The sequence below is a fragment of the Virgibacillus sp. CM-4 genome, from assembly GCF_000445495.1.
In the GTDB taxonomy this organism is placed as follows: domain Bacteria; phylum Bacillota; class Bacilli; order Bacillales; family Amphibacillaceae; genus Virgibacillus; species Virgibacillus salexigens.
The window spans coordinates 13,694-39,878 of the sequence record NZ_AUQA01000007.1 but is presented as its reverse complement, the minus strand read 5'-3'; the positions used below and the strand labels follow the sequence as shown (position 1 = coordinate 39,878).

The 26,185-nt window shown below is 36.9% G+C and carries 29 protein-coding genes and 1 pseudogene; 3 read left to right on the top strand and 27 right to left on the bottom strand.

The genetic code is table 11. The annotated features are described in order from the left end of the window. Positions 1 to 81 precede the first annotated feature (81 nt). The 14 genes and pseudogenes from M948_RS39035 to M948_RS38970 form a co-directional block, all read right to left on the bottom strand. Positions 82 to 458: pseudogene (locus M948_RS39035) on the bottom strand (VOC family protein). Further along, positions 451 to 1,158, bottom strand: coding sequence for an aspartate/glutamate racemase family protein (locus M948_RS39030; RefSeq protein WP_021292009.1), 708 nt, complete (start codon positions 1,156 to 1,158; stop codon positions 451 to 453). Before M948_RS39030 ends, M948_RS39035 begins: the two are co-directional and overlap by 8 nt. 39 nt (positions 1,159 to 1,197) lie before the next feature. Continuing rightward, positions 1,198 to 1,836 (bottom strand): VC0807 family protein, encoded by a 639-nt coding sequence (locus M948_RS39025; protein WP_021292008.1) that lies wholly within the window; start codon positions 1,834 to 1,836, stop codon positions 1,198 to 1,200. Positions 1,837 to 1,861: 25 nt separating this feature from the next. Continuing rightward, positions 1,862 to 2,239 carry a hypothetical protein gene (locus M948_RS39020; RefSeq protein WP_021292007.1) on the bottom strand — a complete coding sequence of 126 codons (378 nt, stop codon included), beginning with the start codon at positions 2,237 to 2,239 and terminating at the stop codon, positions 1,862 to 1,864. Between the two features lie 49 nt (positions 2,240 to 2,288). Beyond that, on the bottom strand, positions 2,289 to 2,771 hold the full coding sequence (locus tag M948_RS39015; RefSeq protein WP_021292006.1) for a GNAT family N-acetyltransferase: 483 nt from the start codon (positions 2,769 to 2,771) through the stop codon (positions 2,289 to 2,291). A gap of 123 nt (positions 2,772 to 2,894) precedes the next feature. Continuing rightward, positions 2,895 to 3,260: a DnaJ family domain-containing protein gene (locus M948_RS39010; protein WP_021292005.1), complete on the bottom strand. Its 366-nt coding sequence runs from the start codon at positions 3,258 to 3,260 to the stop codon at positions 2,895 to 2,897. Between the two features lie 113 nt (positions 3,261 to 3,373). Further along, on the bottom strand, positions 3,374 to 4,045 hold the full coding sequence (locus M948_RS39005) for an SIMPL domain-containing protein (RefSeq protein WP_021292004.1): 672 nt from the start codon (positions 4,043 to 4,045) through the stop codon (positions 3,374 to 3,376). Between the two features lie 192 nt (positions 4,046 to 4,237). Next, complete coding sequence (locus M948_RS39000; protein ID WP_021292002.1) at positions 4,238 to 4,792, bottom strand: SLOG family protein; 555 nt, start codon at positions 4,790 to 4,792, stop codon at positions 4,238 to 4,240. A 59-nt stretch (positions 4,793 to 4,851) separates the two neighbouring features. Continuing rightward, positions 4,852 to 5,238: a CotD family spore coat protein gene (locus tag M948_RS38995; protein ID WP_021292001.1), complete on the bottom strand. Its 387-nt coding sequence runs from the start codon at positions 5,236 to 5,238 to the stop codon at positions 4,852 to 4,854. Positions 5,239 to 5,387: 149 nt separating this feature from the next. After that, positions 5,388 to 5,738, bottom strand: coding sequence for a DUF4260 domain-containing protein (locus M948_RS38990; RefSeq protein WP_021292000.1), 351 nt, complete (start codon positions 5,736 to 5,738; stop codon positions 5,388 to 5,390). A gap of 437 nt (positions 5,739 to 6,175) precedes the next feature. Then, positions 6,176 to 6,559 carry a large conductance mechanosensitive channel protein MscL gene (mscL, locus tag M948_RS38985; protein WP_021291999.1) on the bottom strand — a complete coding sequence of 128 codons (384 nt, stop codon included), beginning with the start codon at positions 6,557 to 6,559 and terminating at the stop codon, positions 6,176 to 6,178. A 107-nt stretch (positions 6,560 to 6,666) separates the two neighbouring features. After that, positions 6,667 to 6,819 (bottom strand): small acid-soluble spore protein P, encoded by a 153-nt coding sequence (locus tag M948_RS38980; protein WP_021291998.1) that lies wholly within the window; start codon positions 6,817 to 6,819, stop codon positions 6,667 to 6,669. Between the two features lie 251 nt (positions 6,820 to 7,070). Continuing rightward, a complete protein-coding gene (locus M948_RS38975) occupies positions 7,071 to 8,003 on the bottom strand; it encodes a manganese-dependent inorganic pyrophosphatase (protein WP_021291997.1) in 933 nt (310 codons plus the stop codon). Positions 8,004 to 8,076: 73 nt separating this feature from the next. Further along, positions 8,077 to 8,658 carry a hypothetical protein gene (locus M948_RS38970; RefSeq protein WP_021291996.1) on the bottom strand — a complete coding sequence of 194 codons (582 nt, stop codon included), beginning with the start codon at positions 8,656 to 8,658 and terminating at the stop codon, positions 8,077 to 8,079. Positions 8,659 to 9,144: 486 nt separating this feature from the next. On the opposite strand from M948_RS38970, the gene M948_RS38965 reads away from it, so the two are divergent. Both M948_RS38965 and M948_RS38960 read left to right on the top strand, forming a co-directional pair. Next, on the top strand, positions 9,145 to 9,597 hold the full coding sequence (locus M948_RS38965; protein WP_021291994.1) for a DinB family protein: 453 nt from the start codon (positions 9,145 to 9,147) through the stop codon (positions 9,595 to 9,597). Further along, positions 9,598 to 10,716 carry an NAD(P)/FAD-dependent oxidoreductase gene (locus tag M948_RS38960; protein WP_021291993.1) on the top strand — a complete coding sequence of 373 codons (1,119 nt, stop codon included), beginning with the start codon at positions 9,598 to 9,600 and terminating at the stop codon, positions 10,714 to 10,716. It abuts the gene before it with no gap. Between the two features lie 59 nt (positions 10,717 to 10,775). On the opposite strand, the gene M948_RS38955 is transcribed toward M948_RS38960, so the two are convergent. Both M948_RS38955 and M948_RS38950 read right to left on the bottom strand, forming a co-directional pair. After that, positions 10,776 to 11,201 (bottom strand): universal stress protein, encoded by a 426-nt coding sequence (locus M948_RS38955; protein ID WP_306465041.1) that lies wholly within the window; start codon positions 11,199 to 11,201, stop codon positions 10,776 to 10,778. A gap of 47 nt (positions 11,202 to 11,248) precedes the next feature. Beyond that, the gene (locus M948_RS38950) at positions 11,249 to 12,709 is read right to left on the bottom strand and encodes a SulP family inorganic anion transporter (RefSeq protein ID WP_021291991.1); all 1,461 of its coding nucleotides are present in this window, start codon (positions 12,707 to 12,709) and stop codon (positions 11,249 to 11,251) included. A gap of 279 nt (positions 12,710 to 12,988) precedes the next feature. Between M948_RS38950 and M948_RS43285 the strand changes: the two genes are divergently transcribed. Beyond that, positions 12,989 to 13,147, top strand: coding sequence for a hypothetical protein (locus tag M948_RS43285; protein WP_021291990.1), 159 nt, complete (start codon positions 12,989 to 12,991; stop codon positions 13,145 to 13,147). A gap of 98 nt (positions 13,148 to 13,245) precedes the next feature. Here M948_RS43285 and M948_RS38945 read toward each other — a convergent pair whose 3' ends face one another. The 11 genes from M948_RS38945 to M948_RS38895 form a co-directional block, all read right to left on the bottom strand. Further along, the gene (locus tag M948_RS38945) at positions 13,246 to 13,890 is read right to left on the bottom strand and encodes a hypothetical protein (protein ID WP_021291989.1); all 645 of its coding nucleotides are present in this window, start codon (positions 13,888 to 13,890) and stop codon (positions 13,246 to 13,248) included. A gap of 345 nt (positions 13,891 to 14,235) precedes the next feature. Further along, positions 14,236 to 14,880 carry a YczE/YyaS/YitT family protein gene (locus tag M948_RS38940; RefSeq protein ID WP_021291988.1) on the bottom strand — a complete coding sequence of 215 codons (645 nt, stop codon included), beginning with the start codon at positions 14,878 to 14,880 and terminating at the stop codon, positions 14,236 to 14,238. Positions 14,881 to 14,902: 22 nt separating this feature from the next. After that, positions 14,903 to 15,985: an ethanolamine utilization protein EutH gene (gene eutH / locus M948_RS38935; RefSeq protein ID WP_021291987.1), complete on the bottom strand. Its 1,083-nt coding sequence runs from the start codon at positions 15,983 to 15,985 to the stop codon at positions 14,903 to 14,905. Positions 15,986 to 16,058: 73 nt separating this feature from the next. Further along, entirely contained in the window at positions 16,059 to 16,577 is a 519-nt protein-coding gene (locus tag M948_RS38930; RefSeq protein ID WP_021291986.1) for a GrpB family protein, read from the bottom strand. A gap of 117 nt (positions 16,578 to 16,694) precedes the next feature. Beyond that, on the bottom strand, positions 16,695 to 18,749 hold the full coding sequence (locus tag M948_RS38925; protein WP_021291985.1) for a peptidoglycan D,D-transpeptidase FtsI family protein: 2,055 nt from the start codon (positions 18,747 to 18,749) through the stop codon (positions 16,695 to 16,697). Between the two features lie 306 nt (positions 18,750 to 19,055). Beyond that, the gene (locus M948_RS38920; RefSeq protein WP_021291984.1) at positions 19,056 to 20,429 is read right to left on the bottom strand and encodes an SLC13 family permease; all 1,374 of its coding nucleotides are present in this window, start codon (positions 20,427 to 20,429) and stop codon (positions 19,056 to 19,058) included. A 90-nt stretch (positions 20,430 to 20,519) separates the two neighbouring features. Continuing rightward, positions 20,520 to 22,016: an FAD-dependent tricarballylate dehydrogenase TcuA gene (gene tcuA / locus M948_RS38915; protein WP_021291983.1), complete on the bottom strand. Its 1,497-nt coding sequence runs from the start codon at positions 22,014 to 22,016 to the stop codon at positions 20,520 to 20,522. Positions 22,017 to 22,019: 3 nt separating this feature from the next. Continuing rightward, positions 22,020 to 23,528: a tripartite tricarboxylate transporter permease gene (locus tag M948_RS38910; protein ID WP_038246067.1), complete on the bottom strand. Its 1,509-nt coding sequence runs from the start codon at positions 23,526 to 23,528 to the stop codon at positions 22,020 to 22,022. A 19-nt stretch (positions 23,529 to 23,547) separates the two neighbouring features. After that, the gene (locus M948_RS38905) at positions 23,548 to 23,997 is read right to left on the bottom strand and encodes a tripartite tricarboxylate transporter TctB family protein (protein WP_021291981.1); all 450 of its coding nucleotides are present in this window, start codon (positions 23,995 to 23,997) and stop codon (positions 23,548 to 23,550) included. Positions 23,998 to 24,029: 32 nt separating this feature from the next. Beyond that, positions 24,030 to 24,998: a tripartite tricarboxylate transporter substrate binding protein gene (locus tag M948_RS38900; RefSeq protein ID WP_021291980.1), complete on the bottom strand. Its 969-nt coding sequence runs from the start codon at positions 24,996 to 24,998 to the stop codon at positions 24,030 to 24,032. Positions 24,999 to 25,489: 491 nt separating this feature from the next. After that, entirely contained in the window at positions 25,490 to 26,170 is a 681-nt protein-coding gene (locus tag M948_RS38895; RefSeq protein WP_021291979.1) for a response regulator, read from the bottom strand. Positions 26,171 to 26,185 lie beyond the last annotated feature (15 nt).

Below are 26,185 nucleotides of genomic sequence, written 5' to 3'. Positions count from 1 at the left end.
ATTGGGCTTAATCAGCCAAAACCTTGGTAATTCCTTTCGTAAGATTCATGTTTATTTCATACATTGTTTAAAATTATCACTTCACTCACTCCATACATCAAATTGCTTACCATTAGGATCAGAAAAGATAAAATTCCTACCAGCATGTCCTCTGTTTTCAATAGGACCTACTTTTATATGATGACTGGATAATTCGCTATGTAGCTTTAGTAAATCAGTTTATCCATTGAATTCAAACGACAAGTGAAAAGCATTCTTGACCACGTTGATCTAAAAAATTTTTGACCGTCCGTCGCTTTCACTAGACAAAAACTTTGGCCTGCCATATTAAGAATCGTTTAATTTTTATCTTGATACGTTAGCACAGCACCTAAATAATGAACATACCAAGTTATTGATAATTCTAACTCCTTTATAGGTAAATAAGTCGTGCCTGCTCGTAATAACCTGTTATTCAAGTTGGATGCCTCCTTTTAACGATTGGTTTACCGCCTCTAACGCATGTATAGTTGTCGTATCAAAAATAGGCAGTATGACATCTTCGCTTTTGAGTAACATGCCAATCTCTGTACAGCCTAAAATAACACCTTCGGCTTCCTGTTCGATCAGTCCATTTATCACCTTTTGAAAAACAGCCCTTGAAGATGTATGAGTATGACCCAGACATAATTCATTGAATATGATGTCATTTATGTTGCGTCTTTCTTCTTGATCAGGAATCACCACATGAATTCCATGTTCTTCAAGGCGTGACTTATAAAAATCTTGTTCCATCGTATAAGCCGTCCCAAGTAAACCAACATTCTTCATGCCTTTTTGTTTAATAGTTTTCGCTGTAGCATCCGCAATATGTAGGACCGGTACCGTGATAGCAGCTTGAATCATGTCAACGACTTTGTGCATCGTATTTGTACAAAGTATGATAAAAGAAGCTCCAGCTTGTTCTAACGACCTAGCTGCATTTGCAAGCAATTGACCTGCTTTTTCCCATTTACCTGTAGATTGATACCTCTCCATCTGATGAAAATCAACGCTATACATAATGCAAGAAGCTGAATGCAATCCACCCAGCCGTGTTTTCACTTCTTTATTAATTAATGCATAATATGTTGCCGAAGATTCCCAACTCATTCCCCCAAGTAAACCAATGGTTCTCACGTTATTCTCCTCATTCCTTTTATTTAACCTACTCCGAATTCAGTACGTCTTGAACTTACCTGTATAATTCGCCGTCTGCGTATGTAAAAGCTTCGATATATAAATAAATCCCAGTACACATAATGCAGTAATCCCCCAACTGAGGATATTTCGAATGATTAACCCTTTATCAAACGCCTCTATGCCATATGCTGATATTAGTCTAACTTTTATAATTCCTAAGATAACTTCCCTCATGGCAAATCCAAACGTAATTAAATTGAAGATCATATAAAATCTTTTCTCATAAAAAATTTTTTTCATTTTTTTACGACTTTGGCCTTGCAGCTCGGCAAAATCTAAGGTAAACAATAAAACCAATGGCCGTTTGATTAATATAGTAAATAAAAAGAATGCGGCCATGGCAAATGCATAATATACATTATTCCAAAGCATCTGTATTGCTGAGCCAGCAAGTACGTTTACCAAGGTACTGGCAATTAACGTAACAATCATAAATATACCAAACGTATTTATCTTCTTTACTGCAAAAAAACGGATGCAGGAATACACAATTCCGGGTATCGTTGATAGAAGCATTGCAGGATAATCACCGATGTAATCCCTTAAAACATTCCATACCAATAATGGAAAAGCCAGATAACAAATTAAATCCCAAATTACGATATTCTTTTGCATACGTACGCTCCTAAATTTAAATAATTCAATATGAATGCCCCTGTTTCATTGGCAAATAAGGTGCAGGATCAATGCTATTCCCTTCAATAACAATTGCTGTTAGTCCTGCTTCAGTTATTGTTTTATGCATTTCTGTTCTCTCCCAAAGTACAGCATCGTTACGAGTAACATCCTGAAATACATTTTCTTTTCCCTTTACCTGGCCTGAACCAGATACGATTAGTAATAATTGATCAGTTGAGGCAGCATGTTCGCCAATCTTTCCGTTAGCTTCTAAATGGGAATACATCCAATATGGATATCTACCTTTTCCAATTTGGATAATTCGTGACATCACCATATTAATTGAACCAAATAGAGTAATTGCATTCCCTGCATCTTTGGCAAAATTAAAAATTTTCATGAGCTTACCTCCTGAACGCTCTTTTACTAATGATTATTAAATTTCTTGTTTAAAGGTTTAAAGCCATTCGAATGGTTTGTAATTGGTGACCATCAAAATCCTCATTAAACACTTCAACTTCTTTAAACCCTTTTGCATAATAAAAGGGTTTAGCAATTTCATTATCTCTTTCAACATTAATATAAATTACCTTTGCTTCCGGAAACATCTCTATCCCACGCGCTAATAAAGCTGTACCAATCCCTTTCCCCTGATAATCAGGTAGCAAATAAATGGCACCAAGTTCTACCTTCCCTTCAGTAACTGGTGAATAATTGACAAAGCCTATCACTTGGTTGTCTACTTCGACTACCAGAATATAGGAGAATTTCATACGTCGTTGTAGCATTTTCGCACTATATGCTTCTGTTAAAAAATGATCTTGTACAGCCTGTGGTATTAATCCTTTATATGTAGTATGCCAACTTGTTTCCGCTACACGTTGCACTTGAGTGATATCTTTTTCCGCCATTGGACGTATGTTATATTCCATATCAAAGCTCCTTTCCATTAAATTCATTATATTATGAATTTAATGATAACACAAAAAAAGACGGAGGACTTTTTGCTTATTCCTACGTCGCTATTCATGCATGTAACCACAAAAATATTGAAATCATTCCATTATTTTATTAAGTTGTAGTGACGGTGGACAAGCATAGTTATACGCTTTTATTTTTTTATTAATGATTTTGATTTTCTTTAGCCGCTCCTCTCCATCCAACGTTAACAATTCTTTTTTTATATGATCAATTTCATTAGCTAATTCCACCCATTTTGGTAGAACATGATTATCCTTCATCGTTTTATACAGTTGTTTTTCATCTGGATTTAGATAATTCTTTCCCAAATAAAGAGGCTTTCCTTTACCAGGCAAGTTGTCAAATTGGCCATCATTTTCTGCTTTTTTTATCATTTCACCTATTGGGTCTGCATATTGAATTCGCTCATTTCCTTCATATTCTTTATCATCTTTATCCATCCATTCACCACTCATTTCAATTTTTAATTATTTTCCTATTTATATGTTATATTCGCCAATTTTCTTTAAATACCTGCTTTTTTGAGATGTTCAAAAAGTTGTCAAGTACGAAACTAATACTGATATTGCAGCTCTACTGAGGCTTCAATTTCGATCTGGCCTGGTTCAATAGGTGTTGCAAAACTCTCTGCTGATGCAGCAAATGTTTTGTAGGCTACAGGTGGTGCTTCTGTTTGCTCGATAATCTTTACTGGAACTGGGTCCAATTGAAGTTGCAGTGAATCAGCAATCGTTTGCGCTTTTTGGCCTCCATTTTCCAATGCAAACCGTAATGCTTCTTCATAATATACTTGTGGCTGATCAATGGTAAACGTAATATTAGAGACCCGATTTACACCTTGATCCACTGCTGTATCAATTATCTTGCCAATCTTACTAATATCTTTCACCCTAATTTGAACAGCATTTGTAACTTGGTAACCACGATCCATTTGTTTTCCATCTTCATATTCATACTTGGGAGAAATAGTATAGGCTGCCGTTTGAATCACTTCTTTAGGTACTCCCTCGTTATTTAGCGCTTGAATAACTTGATTCATTCGCATTGCATTTTCTTCCTGCGCTGTTTGTAGGGATTGATTTTCTGTAACAACAGCTAATTGAATGGTTACGACATTAGGTTCTACAGAAACTTTACCATCTCCATAAACCTCCATCGTTCTTCGATTTGACTCAACCTGATTAGGAGTGAACGGTTGTCTATAGTAAGGATAAGTATATTGCATCTGCACTCCTCCTTTCATGAATTAGTAAATTGTATGCATAAAGGGAGAAAATATTGACGGTTCAGATTGAAAGAAAACGAAATCAAGAAATTGCTTTCGTTTCATGCAGATTGGTTGTATATGGTGGACCTGGAGGGGGTTTTGTTACGTTTTATTTTTGTTGAACTTTAGGGGGATATTTGTGAATAACATTTACCCCCAATAATCCGGATCTGCCATTCTTATCTCCTCTACAACATCATCTAAATCCGCTGGGGTAATTATGAAAATAGCTTGTTCTTCCATTACCTGCTTTGCAATTTCATAGAAAAAGCGCGTACTTCCTGGATACTCACTATCCATTAATAAGAGGCATGCATCACTTTTATCAGCTAACCACATATTCTTTGCCTTAAACTGAAAAGCCCCCTGATAATCTCCTTTGTAGATTGGTTTATAAAAATCAGCTGTTGTTGTAATCATTTGATATTTTTCCTGAATTGTCTCTGGCCAGCGACTTTCTTGATTTTCAAAAGGAGGGAAAATTCCTAATTTCACATTGTATTCTTGTTGCAAATCAAGTACAACTTCTGCAGTCCACAACTCAATTCCCATTTGCCCTGAAATAAGTATCCATTCTAATCCTTCTTCGATTAATGGAATGAGTCGTTTCGTGATAGCTGCTTTAATATATGTAATCCTAGGATCATCCTCTTTAAAGATATTAATCTCCATTGGTTTATAACCAGTTACTGTTAGAATCTTCACATCTCACTCCTCCTTATAATAAAAGGCTGGCATATCGTATGCCAGCCTTTTACATTAAGTTAACACCATTTATGTGGTTTTTTCCAATGTTTAGGCTTGTGGCACCCATGACCCATTCCTTGGCCCATACCTGGGTACATTGCTCCCCCAACTTGCCCATTTCCGTTACCGTTTCCATTCCCATAACCCGGATCCATTGCTCCTCCTACTTGAGAAGGTACGTTATATGATCCTCCATAAACATCTACATTGTCACTCGTGTTTTGTACGGAAGTTGAATGTGGAAATACGTGTTTGTTAACTGTTGTGTGATGATTGTGAACGGTTGTGTGCGACGGATGAACATGTTCTACTACATCTTCTGAGCATTGTTGTACATTATTATATTTAGTTGGATGAACGACTTGTTTTGGGCAACCACAGTTCCCATGATGATGACGTCTCATGAATAAAGACTCCCCTTTCCTGTATTTACTACACTAATAACGTATGGCAAGTAACTACGATTTGTATAAGACAATTACCCAGTCAGGAGAAATTATTTTCATGGTTTTCATCATCATATAACTGCAAAGCTAACAATCTCAATAAGCCACTAAACTCGTTGTATATGTGTATCTTTAAATGCAGTCTTGTATTTTAAACCAAACCCAAACATTCGGTCCATTCCAATATGCGCAAACCAGATGAGCGCAATTTTAAGAAACCATGTATGAACAAAGATAAAGCCAAGCATCACAATAATAATAGGCAGTGCATAGGTATGAAAGATGTTATACACCCAGGCTCCCGTTTGCTTACTTTTTAGATAACCAACCATGGAGAGATCTGGAGCAAACAAGAATAATCCAAATAATAGCCAATTAAATTCATATGCTGCATAAACATAGATACTTATTAACAAAACCGCTACGCCTTCTATACGAATGATTGTTTTCGGTTGCATCGACACGCCTCCCTTTATGCTTATTTATTGCTAATGTTAATTCGTCACGGTTTCATTTAAACGCTTTTCAAAATTGCTACATTTAGGTAACGATTGAAAGTAGAATGTATAGTTGACTCGTCCTTTCTTGTGCAGTGTGCCCAAGCTTGAACTGGTTGTAATGGCTCCTAATTCTGTTTCGCCCTCCATGTAACTTATAAATAAGAGAATACATGGTTAAACCCATTTATTTCATGCTAACTCATATTCAACATCAATAATCCCCACTACTTGCTCATCTATAAGCATAACTCACATTCAATTTCCGGATTTTTGTATGTCTCTTTTTGATGTAAAGCATGATCAAAATAAGTAGTTTCGAAAAAAGAACCCTGCAACCTTAGCCAACTTTTCTCGAAATTGGCCCATAAGCTCTAATTTCCATATCTTACCTCCTTTTATTTATTTTTTTCTTTCAATATATCTCTAATTTCCTTAAGCAGTTTTTCTTGAGGGTTTGCTTTTGATGATAACTTAATCACCTCTACCTCTTTTTTACGTTTAAATGCCATAAACAAGCGGATAATGAAAAAAATAGACAAAGCAATAATAAAGAAATCTACAACAGACTGAATAAACATGCCATATAAAATCTCTGCATTTCCAATCGTATAAGTTAAATCGGTAAAGTCCATCCCATTTAAGAGGATTTCAATCAATGGAGTAATGATATTATCCACTAGGGATGAAACGATACCACTAAATGCCGCGCCAATCACCACCGCTATAGCTAAATCAATTACATTACCCTTAAATGCAAATTCTTTAAAATCCTTCCACAACTAGATCATCCCCCTGTTCCATCCTATACATGAATTAATTTATATATGTAATTACAATGAGAATGATATAAAAGAAACAAGGTATCCTAAAACAGGATACCTTGATACTAAAGACCATGATGCGGGTTATGCTTTTGTCTCGAGTGATTTGCATTCTTTACTTTCTTAGAACCACTTAATGGTTCACCATATGGCTGTTTGGGGCTTTGTGGCAAATTAGGATGCTCTTGCTGCTTCGGTCCTTTTGGCTTACCTCCCATGGATAACTTCCTCCTTTCACACTACATAGCATTTGAGGTAGTATTCTCATTTATTCATCGACCGAACATTTGACTTGTCGCTTAATCATAAATGTATGGGATAAATAAAATCAGTGAATTCCATCCTACAACAGCTAAATAGAGCGCAGAAAGCCAAAATATTACTATGTTTAGTTAGCTGAAGTAACCCGTCGCTTAGCACAGTAAAAAAGTCGAATGCCTAAAAGCTCTCACTTTTTACGAAAAACATTCTATTTTGTGAATGCATCTGTTAAAGCAGTAACAATTTGTTTTTTACGTGAGACAACACCTTTAAGCAAGGCACGATTGTTATTATCTAAACGAACATGAAATGCTTCTTCCACTTTCGCTTTGCCATTTCCAAGTGCCAACACTTCTGAATCATTATTTAGAATATCTGTTACAACAAACAAGAATAAATCAAGATTTTTTTCGTTTATGATTTTTTCTATTTCTGGATTAATCTCATCTTGAAGCGCATAAATCTTCGCCGTATCCACCGCGTTGACTTGAGCAATTTCTACTTTTGCATCCTCCATAGAAAATTCTTTTGCATCCATCGTAAGTAATTCGGCTACAGATTTATCACTTAAGTCTGCACCAGCTTGAAGCATTTCTAAACCGTACGCTTCAAGGTTGATGCCAGCAATTTCAGCTAATTCATAAGCAGCATCTACATCTTCTTTTGTACATGTTGGTGATTTGAGTAATAATGAATCGGAAATAATTGCTGAAACTAAAAGACCAGCAATATCTTTTGTGACCTCTATTTTATTTTCTTTATACATTTTATTTAGAATAGTGGCTGTACAACCTACTGGTTCTGCACGAAAATAAAGTGGTTCACTTGTTTCAAAATTAGAAATTCGATGATGATCAACTACTTCTGCAATACGTACATCCTTAATATTATCTACACTTTGTTGGAATTCATTGTGATCGACAAGTATAACTTCGCTTACATCATTGTCCACTGTTTCAATGCGTTGTGGAGCTTCCGTTTTAAAATAATCTAATGCAAATTGGGTTTCCTTATTAACGGAACCTAATCTTGCTGGCTCTGCCGGAATTCCAAGTTTATTCTTTAAATCAGCATAAGCTAACGCCGAACAGATTGTATCAGTGTCTGGATTTTTATGGCCAAAAATTAACGTTTTTCCCATGATCATTCTCCTTCTATTAAGCTTCTACCAATAATAGCTTATCAAAATTCAAGGAAATTGAATAGCGTTTTATTTAGTCTGTTTCTGCTAATGTTTCGGTGATATTCCAAATTTTGTCATACCCGTTGTATTCATTTAAAGCGATGTCTAAATCATGAAAATATCGATGTAGACTCTGAACAGCTTCGACTGATTGGTCTTTGACGACACGTTTTGCAAAAACATTCACCTTCTCCAAATCATTCTTTAGTGATTCATTTTTCACGTCCCTTAATTGCAAATGGATTTGGGATTGTATCGTTTTTGCTTTTGATTGTTGTTCATCCCAATCCAAATTATTTATACCACCATAACCTGTCGTCTCATTATAAAATGCATGTGTCTCAGAAATAAATGTACCAATTACCTGATGTTGTTTTCCTACAGTTTCTTGTACATGCTCAATATTTTTAGATGTTTCATCATTATTTTGCTGTGAATTTTCTTCATTCACTTCCGAATTATTGGCTGCCTCGCTTTCCTGAAATAGAGAGGAGATATTGAATTGAAAGATGGTAAAGAAAAACACAGTTGAACCAATAATGGTGACTAACACAACACTCAATATTGTCCAGCCAAACCACCCCCAGCTTCTCTTTGTCTTTTTCCGCTTCATATTAAAACTCCCTTTATTTTGAACAACTGTTCAAAAGATCTAGATACGTCGATTATGATAGCATTCCATTAGTTAAAGCTTCTGTTTTTGATACGTAAGTTCAATTGCTTGCTCAGTACTAATATTTACCACATGTAACTCTGGATTTAATGGATAGTCTCGACGATCTTGAAGATTAATCATAAAATATCCCTTTATGGACGTTTCAGTTATTTCTGGTATTGCTTGATCCTCATAAAAACCATAATCTTATAGACATTATTATTCCAATTCTGCTGCATTTATTTTCCATTATTATCCTCCACCATTGTATTTTCAGGAAGACATAAAATAGCGAGCTATATGATTTGTTCATTCCCATTCCTCGCTAGTCCTCTTGATAATTAATTCTTGATTCTTCTTGTAAACCCTTCAAATAGTTTACTTTTTCCGTAATTATTTTTATCATGATAGATAGAGTTATTTTTGAATTGGAGGCGAAGTTAAATGATTAATCAATTTTCATTTACACGGGGAAGTTTACTTTCATTTATTAAGAACTTAGACACTAAAGTGATTGATGTGCAGCCAAAAGAATTTAATAACAACATTCATTGGCATATCGGCCATATTCTTGTAACCGCAGAAAGTCTATTATTCGGCTTTCCAAAACAAACCAATCAGCTGCCAGAATACTATAATGACTTATTTGCGACTGGTACGAAACCGGCCGATTGGCCTGAGAGCGTACCTAGCCTAGCGAATCTGATTAAAGATTTGGAAGCACAAGCACCACGTATTGAAGAATTGACAGAGGAATTCCTTGCAAAAGATTTACCCTATACATTACCGTTTGGTAACTTCAAAACATATGGTGATATTTATGCAATGATTATTCATCACGAAGCAGAACATCTTGGCCAAATTAAAGCAATAAAGCGTATAGTAGAAAACAAATAAATGAAAAAGAAGATCATTGTAGTAGGTGGAGGTATAGCTGGAGCTTCTGCTGCCTACTACCTTGCTAAAGCCAACCATGAAGTCACTATTATCGATCGTTCAGATAATGGCCAAGCTACAGATGCTGCGGCTGGTATTGTTTGCCCGTGGTTGTCTCAACGCAGAAATAAGGCTTGGTATCAGCTTGTAAAAGCAGGGGCTCGCATCTATCCAAGCCTTGTAGATGCTCTTGCCAAAGATGGTGAAGGTGACATAGGATATGATCAAGTGGGTGCACTTCATCTTCATAAAGATGAACAGAAATTGATTGCTATGAAAGAAAGAGCAGAAAAAAGAAAAATAGACGCACCAGAAATAGGACATATTGAAATACTAGATCCTGAACAAACAAAGCGTAAATTCAAATTATTGGATAACAACTATAGCTCTGTTTACGTAAGTGGTGCTGCTCGTGTAAATGGCCAAAAACTGCGAGATGCTTTATTAAACGGTGCACAAAAACATGGTGCTGTTTTTATCAATGGAAGTGCCGAATTAAACGTTGCTGGACATAAGGTGATTGGAGCGATCGTAGATAATCAAAAATTACCTGCTGATTCAGTTATTGCCGCTACTGGCGCTTGGATGCCTGAACTATTGAAACCATTAGGGATCAAATTTCAAGTCGAAGCACAGCGTGCACAAATATTACATGTAGCTCATCCATATGAAGAAACAGCTACATGGCCAGTTGTTAAACCACCTAATAATCAATACATGCTTAGCTTTCCAGACAATCGAATTGTTCTGGGTGCTACCCATGAACATAATGTAGGGTTCGATCCACGTATCACTGCTGGGGGGCTTCATGAAATATTATCAAAAGCAATGGAATATGCTCCTGGCATTTCTGACAGTACGATAGTGGAAGCGAGGGTAGGTTTTCGCCCGGTAACGCCAAATTTCCTTCCAGTTATCGGTCCAATACCTAAGTTTAAAGGACTTTATTTAACGAATGGTTTAGGATCTACTGGTCTTACGATGGGTCCATATATAGGATCACAATTAGCAAAAATGGCAACAGATCAAGAGCATGAGATTGATTTAGACAACTATGATATTAATGGAGCAATTTACTAGCACATTGCCTTTATTACACACAAAGAGAAGGATGCCTTTAATCAGGCATCCTTCTAGCTTTATTTTACAATTAGAACCGGACAATTTACTCGCTTAGCTACCTTATGGCTAACACTTCCTAAAATAAATGTCTGTAGGTTATTTAATCCGCGGCTACCAATAACAACACAATCGAAGGCTTGTTCATTAGCATAAGCTACAATTGTTGGTCCAGGTTCTCCATGTAAAATAGTTATTTTGTACTTAATCCCTGCCGTTCTTACGATATCTTCAACCGCTTTTAATTTTTCTAATCTTTTTTGTTCTACCTCAAATTTATCCGCTGCATGTAAAACATCTGATTTCGCTGTTTGGCCATCTATTACATAAATCAGTTCAATTGTCCCAGAAAACTTTTTGGCAAGTTCAATTGCTTGTTTCGTTGAACGAATAGAATGCTCCGAACCATCGGTTGCTAATAAAATTTGTTGGAACAATAGCCTCACCTCTTTGATAACTCTAGAAAAATAGTTCTTATCCTAATCCTATCATATTAATGACCAGAGGCTTTGGAAATACCACCAATTCGTTGCATAAGCTGTTGACTATCAGCGTTCAACCCAGAAAATGAAACAGCAATTTGATTCTGCTCGAATTTCATCTCAATTTTATCTAATGCCCCAATAGCAGAGTCATCCCAGAGATGGGCTTTTTCAAGGTTTATTTCTACCTCCGTAACTTGATCCATAAAGTAAAAGTTAACTGGCAGATCACTGATGGATGCAAAGAATAATTGACCTTCTAAATAGTAAATTCGTTTTTGTCCCTGATTTACAAGCTCATTGGTTACTTTCACTCGTGAAATTTTTGCCGCAAAGAAAATCGCACTTAATAGCACTCCGGCAAATACGCCTTTGGATAGGTCATGTGTATAAACCACAACAGCTACTGTAACCAGCATGACAGCTGCATCCGTACGCGGCAGTCTATTTATATTTCTAATCGAGGACCAATCAAATGTACCTATAGATACCATAATCATAACACCCACTAATGCTGCCATGGGAATCTGTACAACTAAGCCACCTAATACAATAATTAAAAACATCAAGAAAATACCGGCTACTAGTGTTGATAATCTTCCTCTTCCACCTGACTTCACATTGATCACAGATTGACCTATCATGGCACATCCTGCCATTCCTCCGAAACAACCAGCAATGATATTCCCAATTCCTTGGCCTCTACTTTCACGATGTTTATTACTTTCCGTATCCGTCATATCATCCACAATATTTGAGGTTAATAGCGATTCTAACAAACCTACAATGGCTAATGCGAAAGCATAAGGAAAGATAATCATCAATGTTTCCCAAGTAAATGGGATAGATGGGAGTAAAAATACTGGAAGCTGCTGTGTTAAAGCCCCCATATCTCCGACTGTTCCAACTTGAATATCCCCTAAGACTACAATTGCTGTAACCACTACAATTGCTACTAATGCGGATGGAACTGCTGTAGTAATGCGTGGTAAGAGATAAATAATTGCAAGTGTTAATCCAACCAATGCATACATTATCCATCCTTCTCCTTTAAAATGAGGAAGTTGGGCCGTGAATATTAAGATAGCTAATGCATTAACGAAACCGACCATCACCGAACGTGGTACGAATTTCATTGCTTTTGCTAACTTACAGATACCAAATATAATTTGAATCATACCAGTAAGAATAGTTGCCGCGAATAAATACTGCAACCCATGCTCGGCAACTAAATCAACCATGAGTAATGCCATTGCTCCTGTTGCCGCAGAGATCATTCCCGGTCGCCCTCCGACAAAAGCAATTACGACTGCAATGCAGAACGATGCATATAAACCGACCATCGGATCTACACCAGCGATAATGGAGAAAGCAATTGCCTCAGGAATCAATGCTAAAGCTACGACAATTCCTGCTAAAACATCACCCTTGACATTGCCAAACCATTCCTGTTTCCATTGTGCTACTTTCAAATGTTCAACCTCTTTCTATTTAAGATTTCCAAGCCTTCGTGTAGCTTGAGCCGCAGATAACCAATGAATCATACCATAAATCGCCCGACATTAAAAACCGAAAGAAAGCGTGTTCTTCTTTCGTTTTCTTTAATTTTCTTATGTATTTGCTTGATTTACTAGAAGTTAACAAAAAGTAATTGAATCAAGTCATCTATTATTTTCTAGTACTTTTTAAAAGAATATTTACATAAGATAAGCGGTTTGGTACGCTTATGTACATATGAAGGAGGATAGATCATGAAAGGAAGAACAATTGTATTTATATTAATTATTGTGACTTTAATAGCACTAGCCTTATGTTGGTTTTGGCTACAAGACGTTATTGTTGATTACGACCTGGAAAAAGCTTTACATCAATCACCTGAACGGATCAATTGTACTATCTTTCTCTCGTAAACAAGTTGGTTTTTCAAAAAATATAATCCTGATTTTTGTTTTAGCTAACGATTTTATAATGGAAGACGTATCATTTTTAGATGTCTTATAAGGTGCTTTCATATCGGGCTATCCACCAAACGTAAGATTGTTTTTAATAATATAGGATAATTCGAAGAACATTGAGAAGAAGTTGTAGGATGAATCACTGTTTGGATATCAGAAGCAAGTGGAGTTGATAGTTTTCTTCTAAGCTTACATAAACTACTAGGAGAGAAGTACATGCCGTCAGGAAAAGGAAGTAATAATCCTGTTACCAAGTCACCTATCTGGTAGTTGACTCTAGTACTAGCTAATTGAACAGGCTTAACTTGATGATCAACTAAATCTCTACACATAATATAATGAGGTCTATCATAGGAAGTTTCTATTATATAAAAACCAGCATCCACCTGTTTCCACTTACCCAATACTTGTCGAATTGGCTCCGGATAGTCACGAGTACTTGATCTTTCTAAGAATTGTTGATAAATAGTTCTAGAAGTAGAATTGCATTCTATACAAAAAATCGTCCACCATAACCATTGGACATATAGTTTATTATACCAAGTTTCAGATAAATGAATATCCTTTGCAAACCGTTCTGTTTCTTCCAATAATCGTTGCAGATGCTGTTCCATTGAATAGTAAAATATTTCATCAATCATCGCAATTAGATCCCGTTTATTACATAGGGATTTTGAAGCGCTCTTTTGATTTAACATAAGTTTCCCCCCAATCTATTTTCTTTATTGTAGCATTCATAAAGGGAACGTCTAATGTACAAAATAGAATGGAAAGCAGCAACGTTTCGCTCGGTTCTCGTTTTCCATTAGAACTTTTACCATTTTATCGTGCAAAGGCAAGCTTATTTATCAATTTTTAGTTATTGCACAATAACGTCAGCACCATTTATTAATGAAAGCCGCGAAATTCGGCCCATCGTAGGCCAACTTCAGCATGTCCTCTATCCTAAAGACCCTAGAGACTTGATTACTTGGTTAGTTATCCATCATTATAGGAAACTTTTAATTATTGAAAAAAACAGCGATTACTAACTAATCGCTGCCTTACGCACGCATTTTTGAAATTTGTTTGTGGCGATATAACTCATCCAATTTACGGATCCATTTTTTTAGCCGTTCATACGTATATTGAAAAATTGGACTCTGTATAAAGGTGAAGAGGAAAGTAAATAAAAACACCGGCCCTCCTAGCATGAATCCAATTACAAGTACAATTGATTCCGTAATAATCCGTACTTTTCCAACAGAAGTGCTTGTTTTGTCAGAGATCGATAACATAAATCCGTCACGTGGTCCAGATCCAACACCTGCAGCATTATAGATGCCTCCACCTAATCCCATAATGACAATACCAATGATAATAATAAGATAGTCAATCCACGAGTGTGTTGCTTTTGGCAAAAAGTCTAAAAATAAATAAATGTCTACGAAAGCTCCAATAAGGACAGCATTTAGAAATGTACCTAATTTGATATAACGCTTATCTAAAAACCAAGAAATGATAATTAATAGAATGGAAATAAGAATAGCCCAGGAACCAATCGATAGACCAAACTTCTCATACAATGCAACATTTAATACATCCCAAGGATGGATACCAAGATACTGTACCTGTATAGAGATCGAAATTCCTAAACTAAATAACATCAACCCTAAAAAAAATACTAGCCAGCGCAATGCAATGATCAACAGCAATCCCTTCTCTCTACTTTTAAGCTTGTTTAGACGGTTTTATTACAAAAATCGCTAATACAACTGCACTAATTCCTCCAATAAATTTCCCCACAATCATCGGAAATACCATTTCCTTATCAATTCCTGCGACAAACCCTAGATGGCCACCGAATACAAAAGCACCACTGACGGCAAAAGCTACATTCAATACTTTGCCTTTGTCATCCATATGGTTTAACAGGGTTAACATCGGAATACTGTGCGCAAGCGAAGCAACTAATCCAGCAGTTGATGTATCACAAATACCTAGACGTGTACCTAGCATAAATAACGGTTTTTTGAAAGCTTTCGAAATAAAATGGACCATTGGAAATGCACCTGCTAAAAATACCGCAATTTGACCAACAATTTGTATTCCTTCATTAAGTGGTGTTAAATGAGGAATCACAACTATCCCTGTCAACGTCTCGATAATAATCGCTGTTAGCCCAATAATAGCGATTACCTCGATACATTTACCAAAAATAGAAAAGCTATAAATCATTTTATCAGGTATTTTCCATAAACCAACAGAAATGATCACAGAGAATATGACAGTAGGAAGTAAATTTAATAGAATCATATGAATAGTAAATCCAGCAAGGAACCCACCAGCAAAACAACCAAAAGGAATCGTAATTATTCCTATGAGAATACCTTTAGCAAAAAACGGATGATCCTCCTTCTTAATAATTCCCAATGCGACTGGAATTGTAAAAACAATAGTAGGACCCATCATGGTTCCTAAAAAAACCCAAGCAAACAGCCCTGCATCTGGGGTTTCCGCCATTTCCTGCGCTAAAGCATATCCACCCATGTCAATGGCAAGGATGGTATTAGCAAAAACGGCAGGATCTGCTCCAATAACCCCATAAACAGGTGCGATTATCGGAGTCAGTAATTTAGCGAGTACTGGGGCCATGGAGATAATTCCAACCATTGCTATGGTAAGTGACCCCATTGTCATTAACCCATCTGTAAACTGCTTTCCATATCCAAGTTTATTGCCAAAGCATTTATCAATCGCCCCAAGACAAAGAAAACCAACCACAATAACAATAATAATATCATTTATGCCCATACCTTACCTCATTCTCCTAAGTAATACGATCTCCATTATAACAATGGATGTTCCATACATTAATAGGGATAAATTACTGCTTGCCTTCATACCACTTTAATGCCTGTTGTTCGATTTGTTTAACAAACATGTCTTTTTCTTTGATGTAGGATTCGATATCATAAGGATATTGTATTGCAAGCCATTCTTTTTTGTCGCCATATTCCTTAGCAGTTTGTGAATGGGCTCGTAAATAATCTCTAAACGCTAAATGTCGATCAATATGCGGATTGCCAGCTTGATATATATGCACATGATGGGTTCGTTGATCTACACCCTTCTTAAAAAACCTTCTTCCTGAAATTCCATATTCGCCTAATGGAGTATATCCTAATTCATACATTTTCTGATTATGGCTATCTACTTGATCAATTGCGTTTACGACAGGCAATATATCAATAATTGGCTTTGCCTTTAATTCTTTAACGGCTGTGCTCCCAATATGATGAATGGAAATAAGTATATCCTTAAACACTTTTTCTAGCTTAGCAGTTCCTTTTTTAAATCCTTCTTCCCATTGCTCCTGATAATTTGTAACAATTACTTTCCTCATCAAAATCCTCCATGTATGAAACAAAAAAATCCCAACTACTCTCCAAAAAATCCTTGTATACTCGGAAAGCGTTCGGATTTCTCTTATTTAAATTACTTTTGTCTCGCCTCTTCTTGTCTATGGTTTATATGTTTCAAAGTAAGCATCTAGTATTCCTTGACCTATGCGATGGTTAATGGGGTATTTATTATCTACAATTCCGGTATGCGGTACAATGATAGCAAAAGCCATTTCCGGATCATCGTACGGTGCGTAACCTACCAAAGATAAATTTTCTGTATCTCCTAACTTCTCGCCATCTCTATAAAATTCATTCTCTGCGGTACCAGTTTTCCCCGCTGCTTTATAGCCTCGATAATCTTTTGTTCCAAAATAGTCGGTTCCAGTTCCACCATTTGCATGAAATGCTTGTCGAAACCCTTCCTTTACTCGATTAATATACTGCTGACTCATATCAATACGATTCAAAACATCCGTGCCTTTTGTTCGATATACTGGACCAAGTTCGTCATTGTTGGAAGGATTACGAATTTCTTTGACGAAATGGGGACGAACTCGATAGCCATCATTAGCAATGGTCGATACATATTGAACCATCTGCATGGCGGTGAAATTATCGTACTGGCCAATAGCAAAGTCCATGAGTAGCCCGGGGTTAAATGGATTATCACCTGTTACACCAGTAGATTCATAGGGGAAATCAACCCCTGTATGCTTTCCTAATCCAAATTGTTGGAAATAACCACGCATTTCTGTCCAAGCAGCCATATTAAAACTAGCTTTACTTCCATCTGGAAATGGATGCCTCATCTCCCCCCCCATTTGTAAGGCAATATAGAACATATAAACATTGGAAGATAATCGGAGTGCATCATAATCATTGACCGATCCCAATGTTCGATAGGAGCCTTTCGGTGGACTTCCAGCAATATTTATCGTACGGTCAACGAAAACTTGACCTGGCGTAATCGTTCCCGATTGATAACCAGCTAATACAGTAGCTCCTTTTACTGCGGAACCTGGCAAGTACGAATCATGCAATGCTTTATAAGAAGTATTGATATATTCATTCTTCTTCTTATCATGTGTTTGTGCACTAACTGCTAGCAACTCACCTGTTTTCGGATTCATAACAACAGCAATGGCATCAGAAAGGAATTGATGCTGGTAAGGATGTTTTTGAATGGTATTTTGTAATTCTTGTTTTACCACTTCGTCAACTTTTTTTTGAAATTCCATATCAATCGTTAAAACCAAGTCTTTTCCAGGTTTCCCCTCCACTACGGTTTCTGAATCAATCGTCGTCCCATCTTTTTTTGTTATATATTGAACCTGTTCTTTTCTGCCGCGTAGAACTTCTTCATAGTACTCTTCCAGTCCACTTGTACCGACTCGATCGTTGCGGCTATACCCTCTTGTTAGGAAATGTTCTTCTTGATCAGCAGGTATCCCTTGATCCTGGGAGGTAATGTTACCTGCTAAATTTTTAAACGTATTATTAAAAGGATAATCGCGATTCCAATCTGCAATGGCATTGATTCCTGGTAACTTATCAAGATTTTCAGACACCTTTGCATACTCTTCCATCGTCACATCTTCATTTTTGACAATTTGTGGCGTTAGCGCATAAGCCTTATCCAACTCTTTTTTAATAGCAATTACTTTCTTTTCTTGTTCCGATAAATCATTCATTTCTTTTTCCGTAATTCGCTCTAAAGCAAGATTGTATTCTTCTGTATCATCAAGATCCTTTTTTTCCTTATCCGTTAATCGCTCTACCGCTGCTTCTTTATTTTTTAAATACCAATATTCTTTTTTATTGCGTTCCGTAATGTCCTCCGTACTTAAATCGATGAATGCTGCAAGTTTTTCGGCAACTTCTAGACGGTCGTTCGCTTGTAACCCTTTCTGTGGAGTATATGTAATCGCGTATATCGGTTTATTCCCAACAACTAACCGATGATTGCTGTCATATATTTCCCCTCGAGGCACTGGTTCTTTCGTTGTTTCTCTAACTGTTCGATCAATTTCCTGCTGAAATTCTTCCCCATTAAGAATTTGTACAACTCCTAATTGCAGAACCAATGCGGAAAACATGAGAAACATAATAAAGAAAATAATATTTAATCGAAGCGGTAATTTTTCTTTTTTTGTCTTTTTCTTTTTTCCCATCCAACTCCCCCATTTACCAACCCTTTTTGTACTTTGTATGCGAATTGCCTAGAATGAAGAACGAAAATTGAGAATTATTGAATTGTAAGGAACTGCCCTTTCATTTACTCGTCTTCATACCAACGTTTTATCTAAGTCGATCATACCATTCATCTTCCATGCCCTTCAACCAATTATTTCCTTTTTGTTAGATATTTTGTCTTTCACAAAAGCAATCAGCAAGGACCATATTCCCCATTTATCAAAATACTATAAAAATAGCTTGTAGAAAACAGAAACCAGTCTCCACAAGCTATACCTACTGTTCTACCCTATGTATATCCAATAGGTCATCATCGTAGTTAGAATGATAACCAACCAGCAAACGATGGAAATCCCTCCTACTCGTAGTAAATCTCTTTCAGAATAGTACCCATATGGGAAGGTAAGTAAATGGACAGGCGATTGGGTAATGAGTAGAAATCCTGGAATACCAATCAAAAATACCCCCATCGTAAGCACAATGGATGAAAATCCTGGAAGTGTCTCTCCTAATGTCAATGCCAATGGTAAAACAATCGTCAAAAATCCGAGTACGTTAACAAAGATGATTCGTAATAATAAAATAAAAATGAGTAGAGCAACTACAATGAGCATGGATGATTCGAAAGGTAAAACATCCATTAGTGTCTTCGCAAGCAAATCAATGGTTCCTGTATCAATTAACATTCCAGATACCATGATTGTCGAAGCAAAGAATAGAATCATATCCCAATCAATGGCCTGTTTTGCTTCGTTCCAATTCCAAACACCAACCATAGGAGTAATGGTAAGCACCGCTCCTAATAGCCCTATTAATGGTATCGAGACGTGATGAAGTTGCTGTGTAGCCCATAAAGCAACGGTTATACTAATAATAACGATCATCTTTTTCTCTGAAAGGCTTATTTCTCCAAGTTCACGCAGCTTGGAATTAATTAATTGATTTAATAGCTCTTTATCAATATTTTCGGGTGGATAAACAAACAGAAAAATCCCCCATAGAACGAATGCAAATAGAATAATTGGTGGAGCAAAGTATAGAATCCAATTTAAATAATTTAAGTCAGGCGACAACCCACTCATAATCCCGTAGGCATATACAGTGGAACTAGCTCCTGTGGCAACAAATGCACCACACGTCGCTGTAAGATAAGATACACCAATAAACAAGGCTTTTCCTAAGTTTTTTGCTTTTATTATTTTTTGTACACTTTTTAGTAAGCTATCAAATACAGAAGTTAATAAACTAGCTTTTCCAATATTAGAAGGCACCATAATCGATAAAATAAACATCAGAAGATATGCAATTAAGATGAGTAGCCTCCCAGATCCCCTGGAAAGCTTTAACATCATTAAGGAAATTCTACTTGCTAATCCCGTTTTAATAAATGCATGAGAGATGATAAAAATTGAAAACATTAGCCAGACAATATCCGTAGCGATAAAGTCAAGTGTTTCCTCGTATGTAAAAAAATGAAACGAAAGAATCAACATTAAAAGAATTGAACTATGGGCTAGAGGAAAAACTCTTCCCATCCAAAGAATTTGAATAATAACAAGTGTAGCGAATGCTTTTACCTTTATGTCAACATCCACATAGCTAGGTAGAAAAAGCAAATAGAGGATGATGGCAATACATAAAAGGATATTCTTTTTCATACCTTCCTACCCCTTTGAATAACGGTCTAGAAGTGAGAAATCAATGAAAAAGCCACCATCAAATAAGGTGGCTTTTCCTCCCATCGTTTCTTATTTCATCACGTTAACAGATTGAACATACTTTCCAGCTTCCGTTCCAGCAATTTTTCCATACACTGCTCCTGACATTAATCCAGAACCACCTGGATAATTTTCATAGAAAATTCCACCAACCATTTCTCCAGCAGCGAAGAGGCCATTAATTGGCTGTGCATCTTCATCTAATACCTTTCCATCAGTATTTACATGTAAACCTCCAAAAGCAAAGGTAATGCCACAGGTAACTGGAAAGGCATAGAATGGACCTTGCTCTATTTTAGCTGCCCAGTTTGTTTTCGGCGGTGTAATACCTTCCGTATGCTTACCATCTTTGATAGATGGATTGAATGTTCCTGCTTGAACAGCATCGTTATATTCATAAATGGTTTCGATAAAGGCTTTCTTATTTACTGGAAGCTGATCAACTAATTCCTCTAGTGTATCTGCTTGGAAGCTGGTTGCTTCTTCTAAATCATACTCTTCTCTTAATAATGGACGTAATGTGACGTCGTAGATTTGATAAGCTACGTGATCTTTCTGTTTTAATATCTCCTTGCCATATTTGGCATAGGTGTAGTTTCGGAAATCCGCACCTTCGTCTACGAACCGCTGCCCATCTTTGTTAAGCATAATACTTATTGGATACGAGTGCTTTTTAAAGATGTCCCCAGGCTTTTCAAAATCTCCAACCCGTGGTGCATTATAATCCGTACCTATCGAATGACAGCCAGACCATTCACCATATTTCTGTGCTCCGACGGCTAATGCCATTTCAATTCCATCTCCCGTGTTAAATTCTGTACCACGGACAATGGCTGCCTCCCATTCATCGCCAATATGCTGTTTTCGCATTTCTTTATCCGCTTCAAAACTGCCACAAGCTAAAACAACACTAGCTCCTTGTAACGCTTTAGCTTCTCCCTGATGTTCCACCACTACCCCATTAACACGGGCTGCTTCTTTTAAAAGTTTCATCGCTCGAGCTTCATAAAGCACATCAATTCCTAGTTCATCGATACGATGGAATAGTTGCCCTATTAAACCGATCCCTTTATTCTTTGTTTTTAATGGTAATCCTCCCCAGAAATGACGCTTTCCATCGTTGATAAAGGATTGATTTTTAGCATTTAATTCAAACGCGACTCCTTGTTGTCTCATCCATTTAATTGTCTCTAAAGAAGAACCAACTAATTGGTGTGCAAGATCGGTATCACTTTTGCCAGCTGTAACTCGCATGAGATCATCATAATAATCGTCTTTCGTATATACTGGCATCTCTATCTTATCTGCTTCTTCATCTGTAATATCAGGAATGATTTCTCTGATCTGATGAAAGTCTTCATATGCAACACGAATTGCTCCATCGGTAAAAAATGAATTCCCACCACGTTTATGTTTTGGAGCTTTCTCTAAGACAACTACTTTTGCTCCTTGTTCGCTTGCTGCAATAGCTGAACATAATGCAGCATTTCCTGCTCCTACAACAATCACATCATAAGCTTGTTTCATCAATTACGCTCCCTTTCTTTGTTCCGACGCATGTTTTCTTTTTCTATTTCGAATTAATTTCATTATCAATGGATAGAACAGGGATAAAATAGTTAAAATGATCAACCCAATCGATATTGGAGACTGGAAGAAAACACCAAGGCTTCCATTAGAAGATAGAACTGCCATTCTAAAGTTTTGTTCCATATCTGATCCAACAATCACCGCTAATACTAATGGTGCAATTGGGAAGTCAAATAATTTAAAAAGTAAACCTAAATAACCAAAAATAATTAACAAGAAAAAGTCAATCGCACTGTAACTAAGTGTATAGGTTCCAATGAAGGCAAGTAGTAAAATGATTGGATAAAGCACTTTTGCTGGTGTATCTAGAATTTTTACTAACAGTCCAACAAGTGCAATATTAATAATAACTAGTACGATATTCCCAATAAACATACTGTTAACAAATGTCCAAACAAGGCCAGGGTCACTCTCAAATAACATCGGTCCTGGACGTATACCTAACATAATTAAAGCGCCAAGCATAACTGCTGTTGTACCTGAACCAGGAATTCCCATTGTCAGTAAGGGGATCATTGCACCAACAGAGGCAGAGTTATTTGCTGATTCCGGAGCAGCAAGTCCTTCAGGCGCACCTTCACCAAACTCTTCTGACTTTTTGGAAATCTGCTTCTCGGTTGTGTAGCTAATCATGGAAGCAATAGATCCGCCAGCACCTGGCAGAACTCCTACAATAAAACCAATCGGCCCACTACGTAATATCGGCCATTTCGAACGTTTCCATTGGTCTTTATCAAACCATACCTTGCCAATCTTTTTCTTTTCCTTCTTCTGTTTATCAATTGTCAATAAGTTATAGAGAACTTCACCGACAGCATAAATTCCAATAATCACAATTAAGAAATCGATACCTTCACTTAAATGAGGAATATCAAACGTAAATCGATATACGCCAGTTTGCGTATCAATTCCAAACGTACTTAGCATTAATCCAATTAACATCGCGATAAATCCTTTAACCATTCTTCCAATGGATAAGGAAATGATTGCTGAAAGCGTTAGTAGCATTAATAAAAAATACTCTGCTGGTCCGAATTTCAGGGCAAAATTGGCTAATGGTTCTGCTAATAAAATAAACCCTGCTACAGCAATAAGTCCGCCAATAAATGAGGCAACTGCTGAAATTGCAAGCGCCTGTCCAGCCATTCCCTTTCTTGCCATGGGATAACCGTCAAATGTAGCAGCAATCGCAGAACCATCACCAGGCGTATTTAGCAAAATCGAGCTTCTCGACCCGCCATACATGGCTCCATAATAAATTGCTGCCATAAGAATTAATGCGCTTACTGGATCCATACCAAAGGTAACTGGAATTAATACAGCAACTGCCGTAGCTGGTCCTAAACCTGGAAGCATCCCAACAATGGTCCCTAAAAACCCACCAATAACAATCCAGAGGAGGTTCATTGGCTCTAAAGCTGTGGTTAGCCCTTGCATAAATGTACTCATATCCATGGTATTACACCTCCTACGGTAAACTTACTCCAAGCATCTCACTGAATGCATACCAAGAAATAAATGAAAAGATAACGGCCACAACAAGATTGGTGATCCATTTCTTCGGCCCATTAATCAGGAATAATAATGCCCCCAAAAAGACTATGGAAGAAAGGAGAAAGCCCGCCCTCTCAAATAGCAGCGAATATCCAATCGCAAACAAAATGGTAATTCCGATTAGCTTTGGAGTTCGACCGGAAAAAAGCTCTTTGATCGCTTCATTATCTTCCGTTAACTTTCTTAACTCTTGAATAAAGTAAATAATACTAAAGATAAGTAATAATAGACTTACACCAATTGGAAAATACAGTGGTCCATAAGGATTGCCCAAATTAGCTTTGGGCAATCTTAACGAACCAACTAGGAAAAAAACACTTAAAAGAATTAAAAATATCGGCATCCCTATCTTAAATGCTTTCAACAAATATCCCCCTTCCTATCATCCCGAGAGAGTTACTGGCCTAACCCAGAATCATTCACTAAGTCTTGATACAATTTTGTCTGTTCTTCTAGAAATTTCTTCGTTTCAGAGCTGTTCTTATAGAACCCTTCCCAATCATTATTCTTCATCACTTCTTGCCATTGATCGGTTTTCACCATTTCACTAAGTTTTTCATCCCAATAGGCGATTTCTTCTTCCGTCATATCTGGTGGTCCCATAATGCCTCGCCAATGCGGGAACACGATATCCAGTCCTTCTTCTTGATAGGTTGGAACATCTTCTAATCCTTCCACACGTTCTTCAGAAGAAATTGCAAGGATACGTACCTTTCCAGCAAGATGCTGTTCTTTTACTTCTGACAATGACGTAGTCACAACACCTACATGACCACCAAGCAGTGCAGTTACAACATCTCCACCACCTTCATAAACAAGGAAATCTACGTTCTTAGGATCTACATCGTATTCACGAACAGCTTGAACAAAAGACAAATGATCATCATTCCCTAAAGCTGGACCAACACCGACTTTCACCGATTTAGGATCTTTTTTGAATTGGTTCATTAAATCTTCCAAAGATTTAAATTCAGAATCTACAGGAACCGCTAATGCCTGCCATTCAGTAGCTAAGGTAGCTAAAGGCGTAAAATCTTTGTGCGTTAAATCACTTGTACCTAATAAATTATTGGTTATCAGCAAACTTGAATTAATTGCAAGATTGTGTGCATCCTTCGATTGAATGTATTGCCAACCTACTTCGCCACCGCCGCCTGGTTTATTTACGACGTTAATATTGGCATCCACGAGATTATTATCGTTCAACAATTTTTGCACCGAGCGTGCAGTTAAATCCCAGCCACCCCCTGGAGATGCTGGCGCAACGATTTCCACATTTTTTGTCGGAAAATCATTTCCACCGGAAGCTGAATTTGAACATGCTGCTAGAAATAAAATACAAATAAGTAAGATAATTTTTTTCATCTATATCCCCCTTTACATTTCTCATAAAAATATTGGAAAATTACAACTTATAAGTGTACTACTAGATTAAATCACAACAACGTTTAATGTAAACGTTTTCAAAATATTGTTTTTTAAAAACTTAAAATTAATTTTGTTCATAAAGTTCATGAAACAAATAGTGGAAGATAAAAAAAGACTGAGACAAAAGTATCTTATTCTAATAAAAATCCGAACGATTCCACTCGAAACCGTTCGGATTTTTTATTTGCAAAAGGTACTATCAAGGCTTCGACATATACTTCCTGGCTTCGGCTTCTTTGCCCCGGCAAGGGGTATGCCGACGTTGTCCGCAAAGAACGAGTTTCGCCGGCCCTTATCAGAACACTTTCCTTTGGGATCTTCAGCGCTCATGCTGTTCCCACAGGAGTCTACATATGTTGACTGCACATCGTATGATCGTTTAGTTCATTCTATTTTCAATCGGCTTTTGTGGTAACTATTTTAGTTGTTTATTCGTTCATAGCATAATATCTTCGCTCAGGTCTCCCCACAATACCATATACACTTTCTGCCTTTAAGTCCCCTGTTCCTACTAAGTACTCCAAATACCTTCGGGCGGTCGTACGAGATGCTCCCATTTTTTCACCAACTTTCTCTGATGTAAGCCCTTCGGAGGTTTGATGAATTAAAGTTTTTACCTTTTCGAGAGTTAGTGCATCAATGCCTAGTGGAAGATTATTCGTTTCATTCGAATCCGTAATACGTTTGCCAAATACTTGATTTAAGATATCCTGATTCACTTCCGCTGCCGTATTTAATACTTGCTTCTGTTTCTTGTATTGCTCCATCGTTTTGCTGAATAATTGCAAATCAACAGGTTTGATTAAATATTGAAACACACCATAACCCAATGATTTCTCCAAGAAAGCCTTATCCCTAGCCGCCGTAATAATGATAATATCCACTCCTGGATGGTGATAACGAATCTGATGAAGAAGTTCTGTTCCTAATTGATCTGGCATATATACATCCAGGAGGATTAGATCAATCCTTTTGTCTTTTAATAGATCCATCGTCTCTGTTGCATTCATCGCCTTACCCACGATCTGCATATCTTGCTCTTTCTCTAAATATCCTTCATGAATTTGTGCTACTCGGAAGTCGTCTTCGGCAATGGCTACATTAATCATCCATGATCCCCCTCA

Bases quoted from the DNA above. Each gene is read 5' to 3' on its own strand.
- tcuA (WP_021291983.1), bottom strand. From the start codon at position 22,016: ATGAAACAAGCTTATGATGTGATTGTTGTAGGAGCAGGAAATGCTGCA.
- M948_RS38920 (WP_021291984.1), bottom strand. From the start codon at position 20,429: ATGAAAAAGAATATCCTTTTATGTATTGCCATCATCCTCTATTTGCTT.
- M948_RS38930 (WP_021291986.1), bottom strand. From the start codon at position 16,577: ATGAGGAAAGTAATTGTTACAAATTATCAGGAGCAATGGGAAGAAGGA.
- M948_RS38960 (WP_021291993.1), top strand. From the start codon at position 9,598: ATGAAAAAGAAGATCATTGTAGTAGGTGGAGGTATAGCTGGAGCTTCT.
- M948_RS39005 (WP_021292004.1), bottom strand. From the start codon at position 4,045: ATGCAATATACTTATCCTTACTATAGACAACCGTTCACTCCTAATCAG.
- M948_RS39020 (WP_021292007.1), bottom strand. From the start codon at position 2,239: ATGAAAATTTTTAATTTTGCCAAAGATGCAGGGAATGCAATTACTCTA.
- M948_RS38895 (WP_021291979.1), bottom strand. From the start codon at position 26,170: ATGATTAATGTAGCCATTGCCGAAGACGACTTCCGAGTAGCACAAATT.
- M948_RS38925 (WP_021291985.1), bottom strand. From the start codon at position 18,749: ATGGGAAAAAAGAAAAAGACAAAAAAAGAAAAATTACCGCTTCGATTA.
- M948_RS38900 (WP_021291980.1), bottom strand. From the start codon at position 24,998: ATGAAAAAAATTATCTTACTTATTTGTATTTTATTTCTAGCAGCATGT.
- M948_RS39015 (WP_021292006.1), bottom strand. From the start codon at position 2,771: ATGGAATATAACATACGTCCAATGGCGGAAAAAGATATCACTCAAGTG.
- M948_RS39025 (WP_021292008.1), bottom strand. From the start codon at position 1,836: ATGCAAAAGAATATCGTAATTTGGGATTTAATTTGTTATCTGGCTTTT.
- eutH (WP_021291987.1), bottom strand. From the start codon at position 15,985: ATGGGCATAAATGATATTATTATTGTTATTGTGGTTGGTTTTCTTTGT.
- M948_RS38945 (WP_021291989.1), bottom strand. From the start codon at position 13,890: ATGTTAAATCAAAAGAGCGCTTCAAAATCCCTATGTAATAAACGGGAT.
- M948_RS38965 (WP_021291994.1), top strand. From the start codon at position 9,145: ATGATTAATCAATTTTCATTTACACGGGGAAGTTTACTTTCATTTATT.
- M948_RS38970 (WP_021291996.1), bottom strand. From the start codon at position 8,658: ATGAAGCGGAAAAAGACAAAGAGAAGCTGGGGGTGGTTTGGCTGGACA.
- M948_RS38990 (WP_021292000.1), bottom strand. From the start codon at position 5,738: ATGCAACCGAAAACAATCATTCGTATAGAAGGCGTAGCGGTTTTGTTA.
- M948_RS39010 (WP_021292005.1), bottom strand. From the start codon at position 3,260: ATGGATAAAGATGATAAAGAATATGAAGGAAATGAGCGAATTCAATAT.
- M948_RS38995 (WP_021292001.1), bottom strand. From the start codon at position 5,238: ATGAGACGTCATCATCATGGGAACTGTGGTTGCCCAAAACAAGTCGTT.
- M948_RS43285 (WP_021291990.1), top strand. From the start codon at position 12,989: ATGAAAGGAAGAACAATTGTATTTATATTAATTATTGTGACTTTAATA.
- M948_RS38975 (WP_021291997.1), bottom strand. From the start codon at position 8,003: ATGGGAAAAACGTTAATTTTTGGCCATAAAAATCCAGACACTGATACA.
- M948_RS38910 (WP_038246067.1), bottom strand. From the start codon at position 23,528: ATGAGTACATTTATGCAAGGGCTAACCACAGCTTTAGAGCCAATGAAC.
- M948_RS38980 (WP_021291998.1), bottom strand. From the start codon at position 6,819: ATGGGAGGTAAGCCAAAAGGACCGAAGCAGCAAGAGCATCCTAATTTG.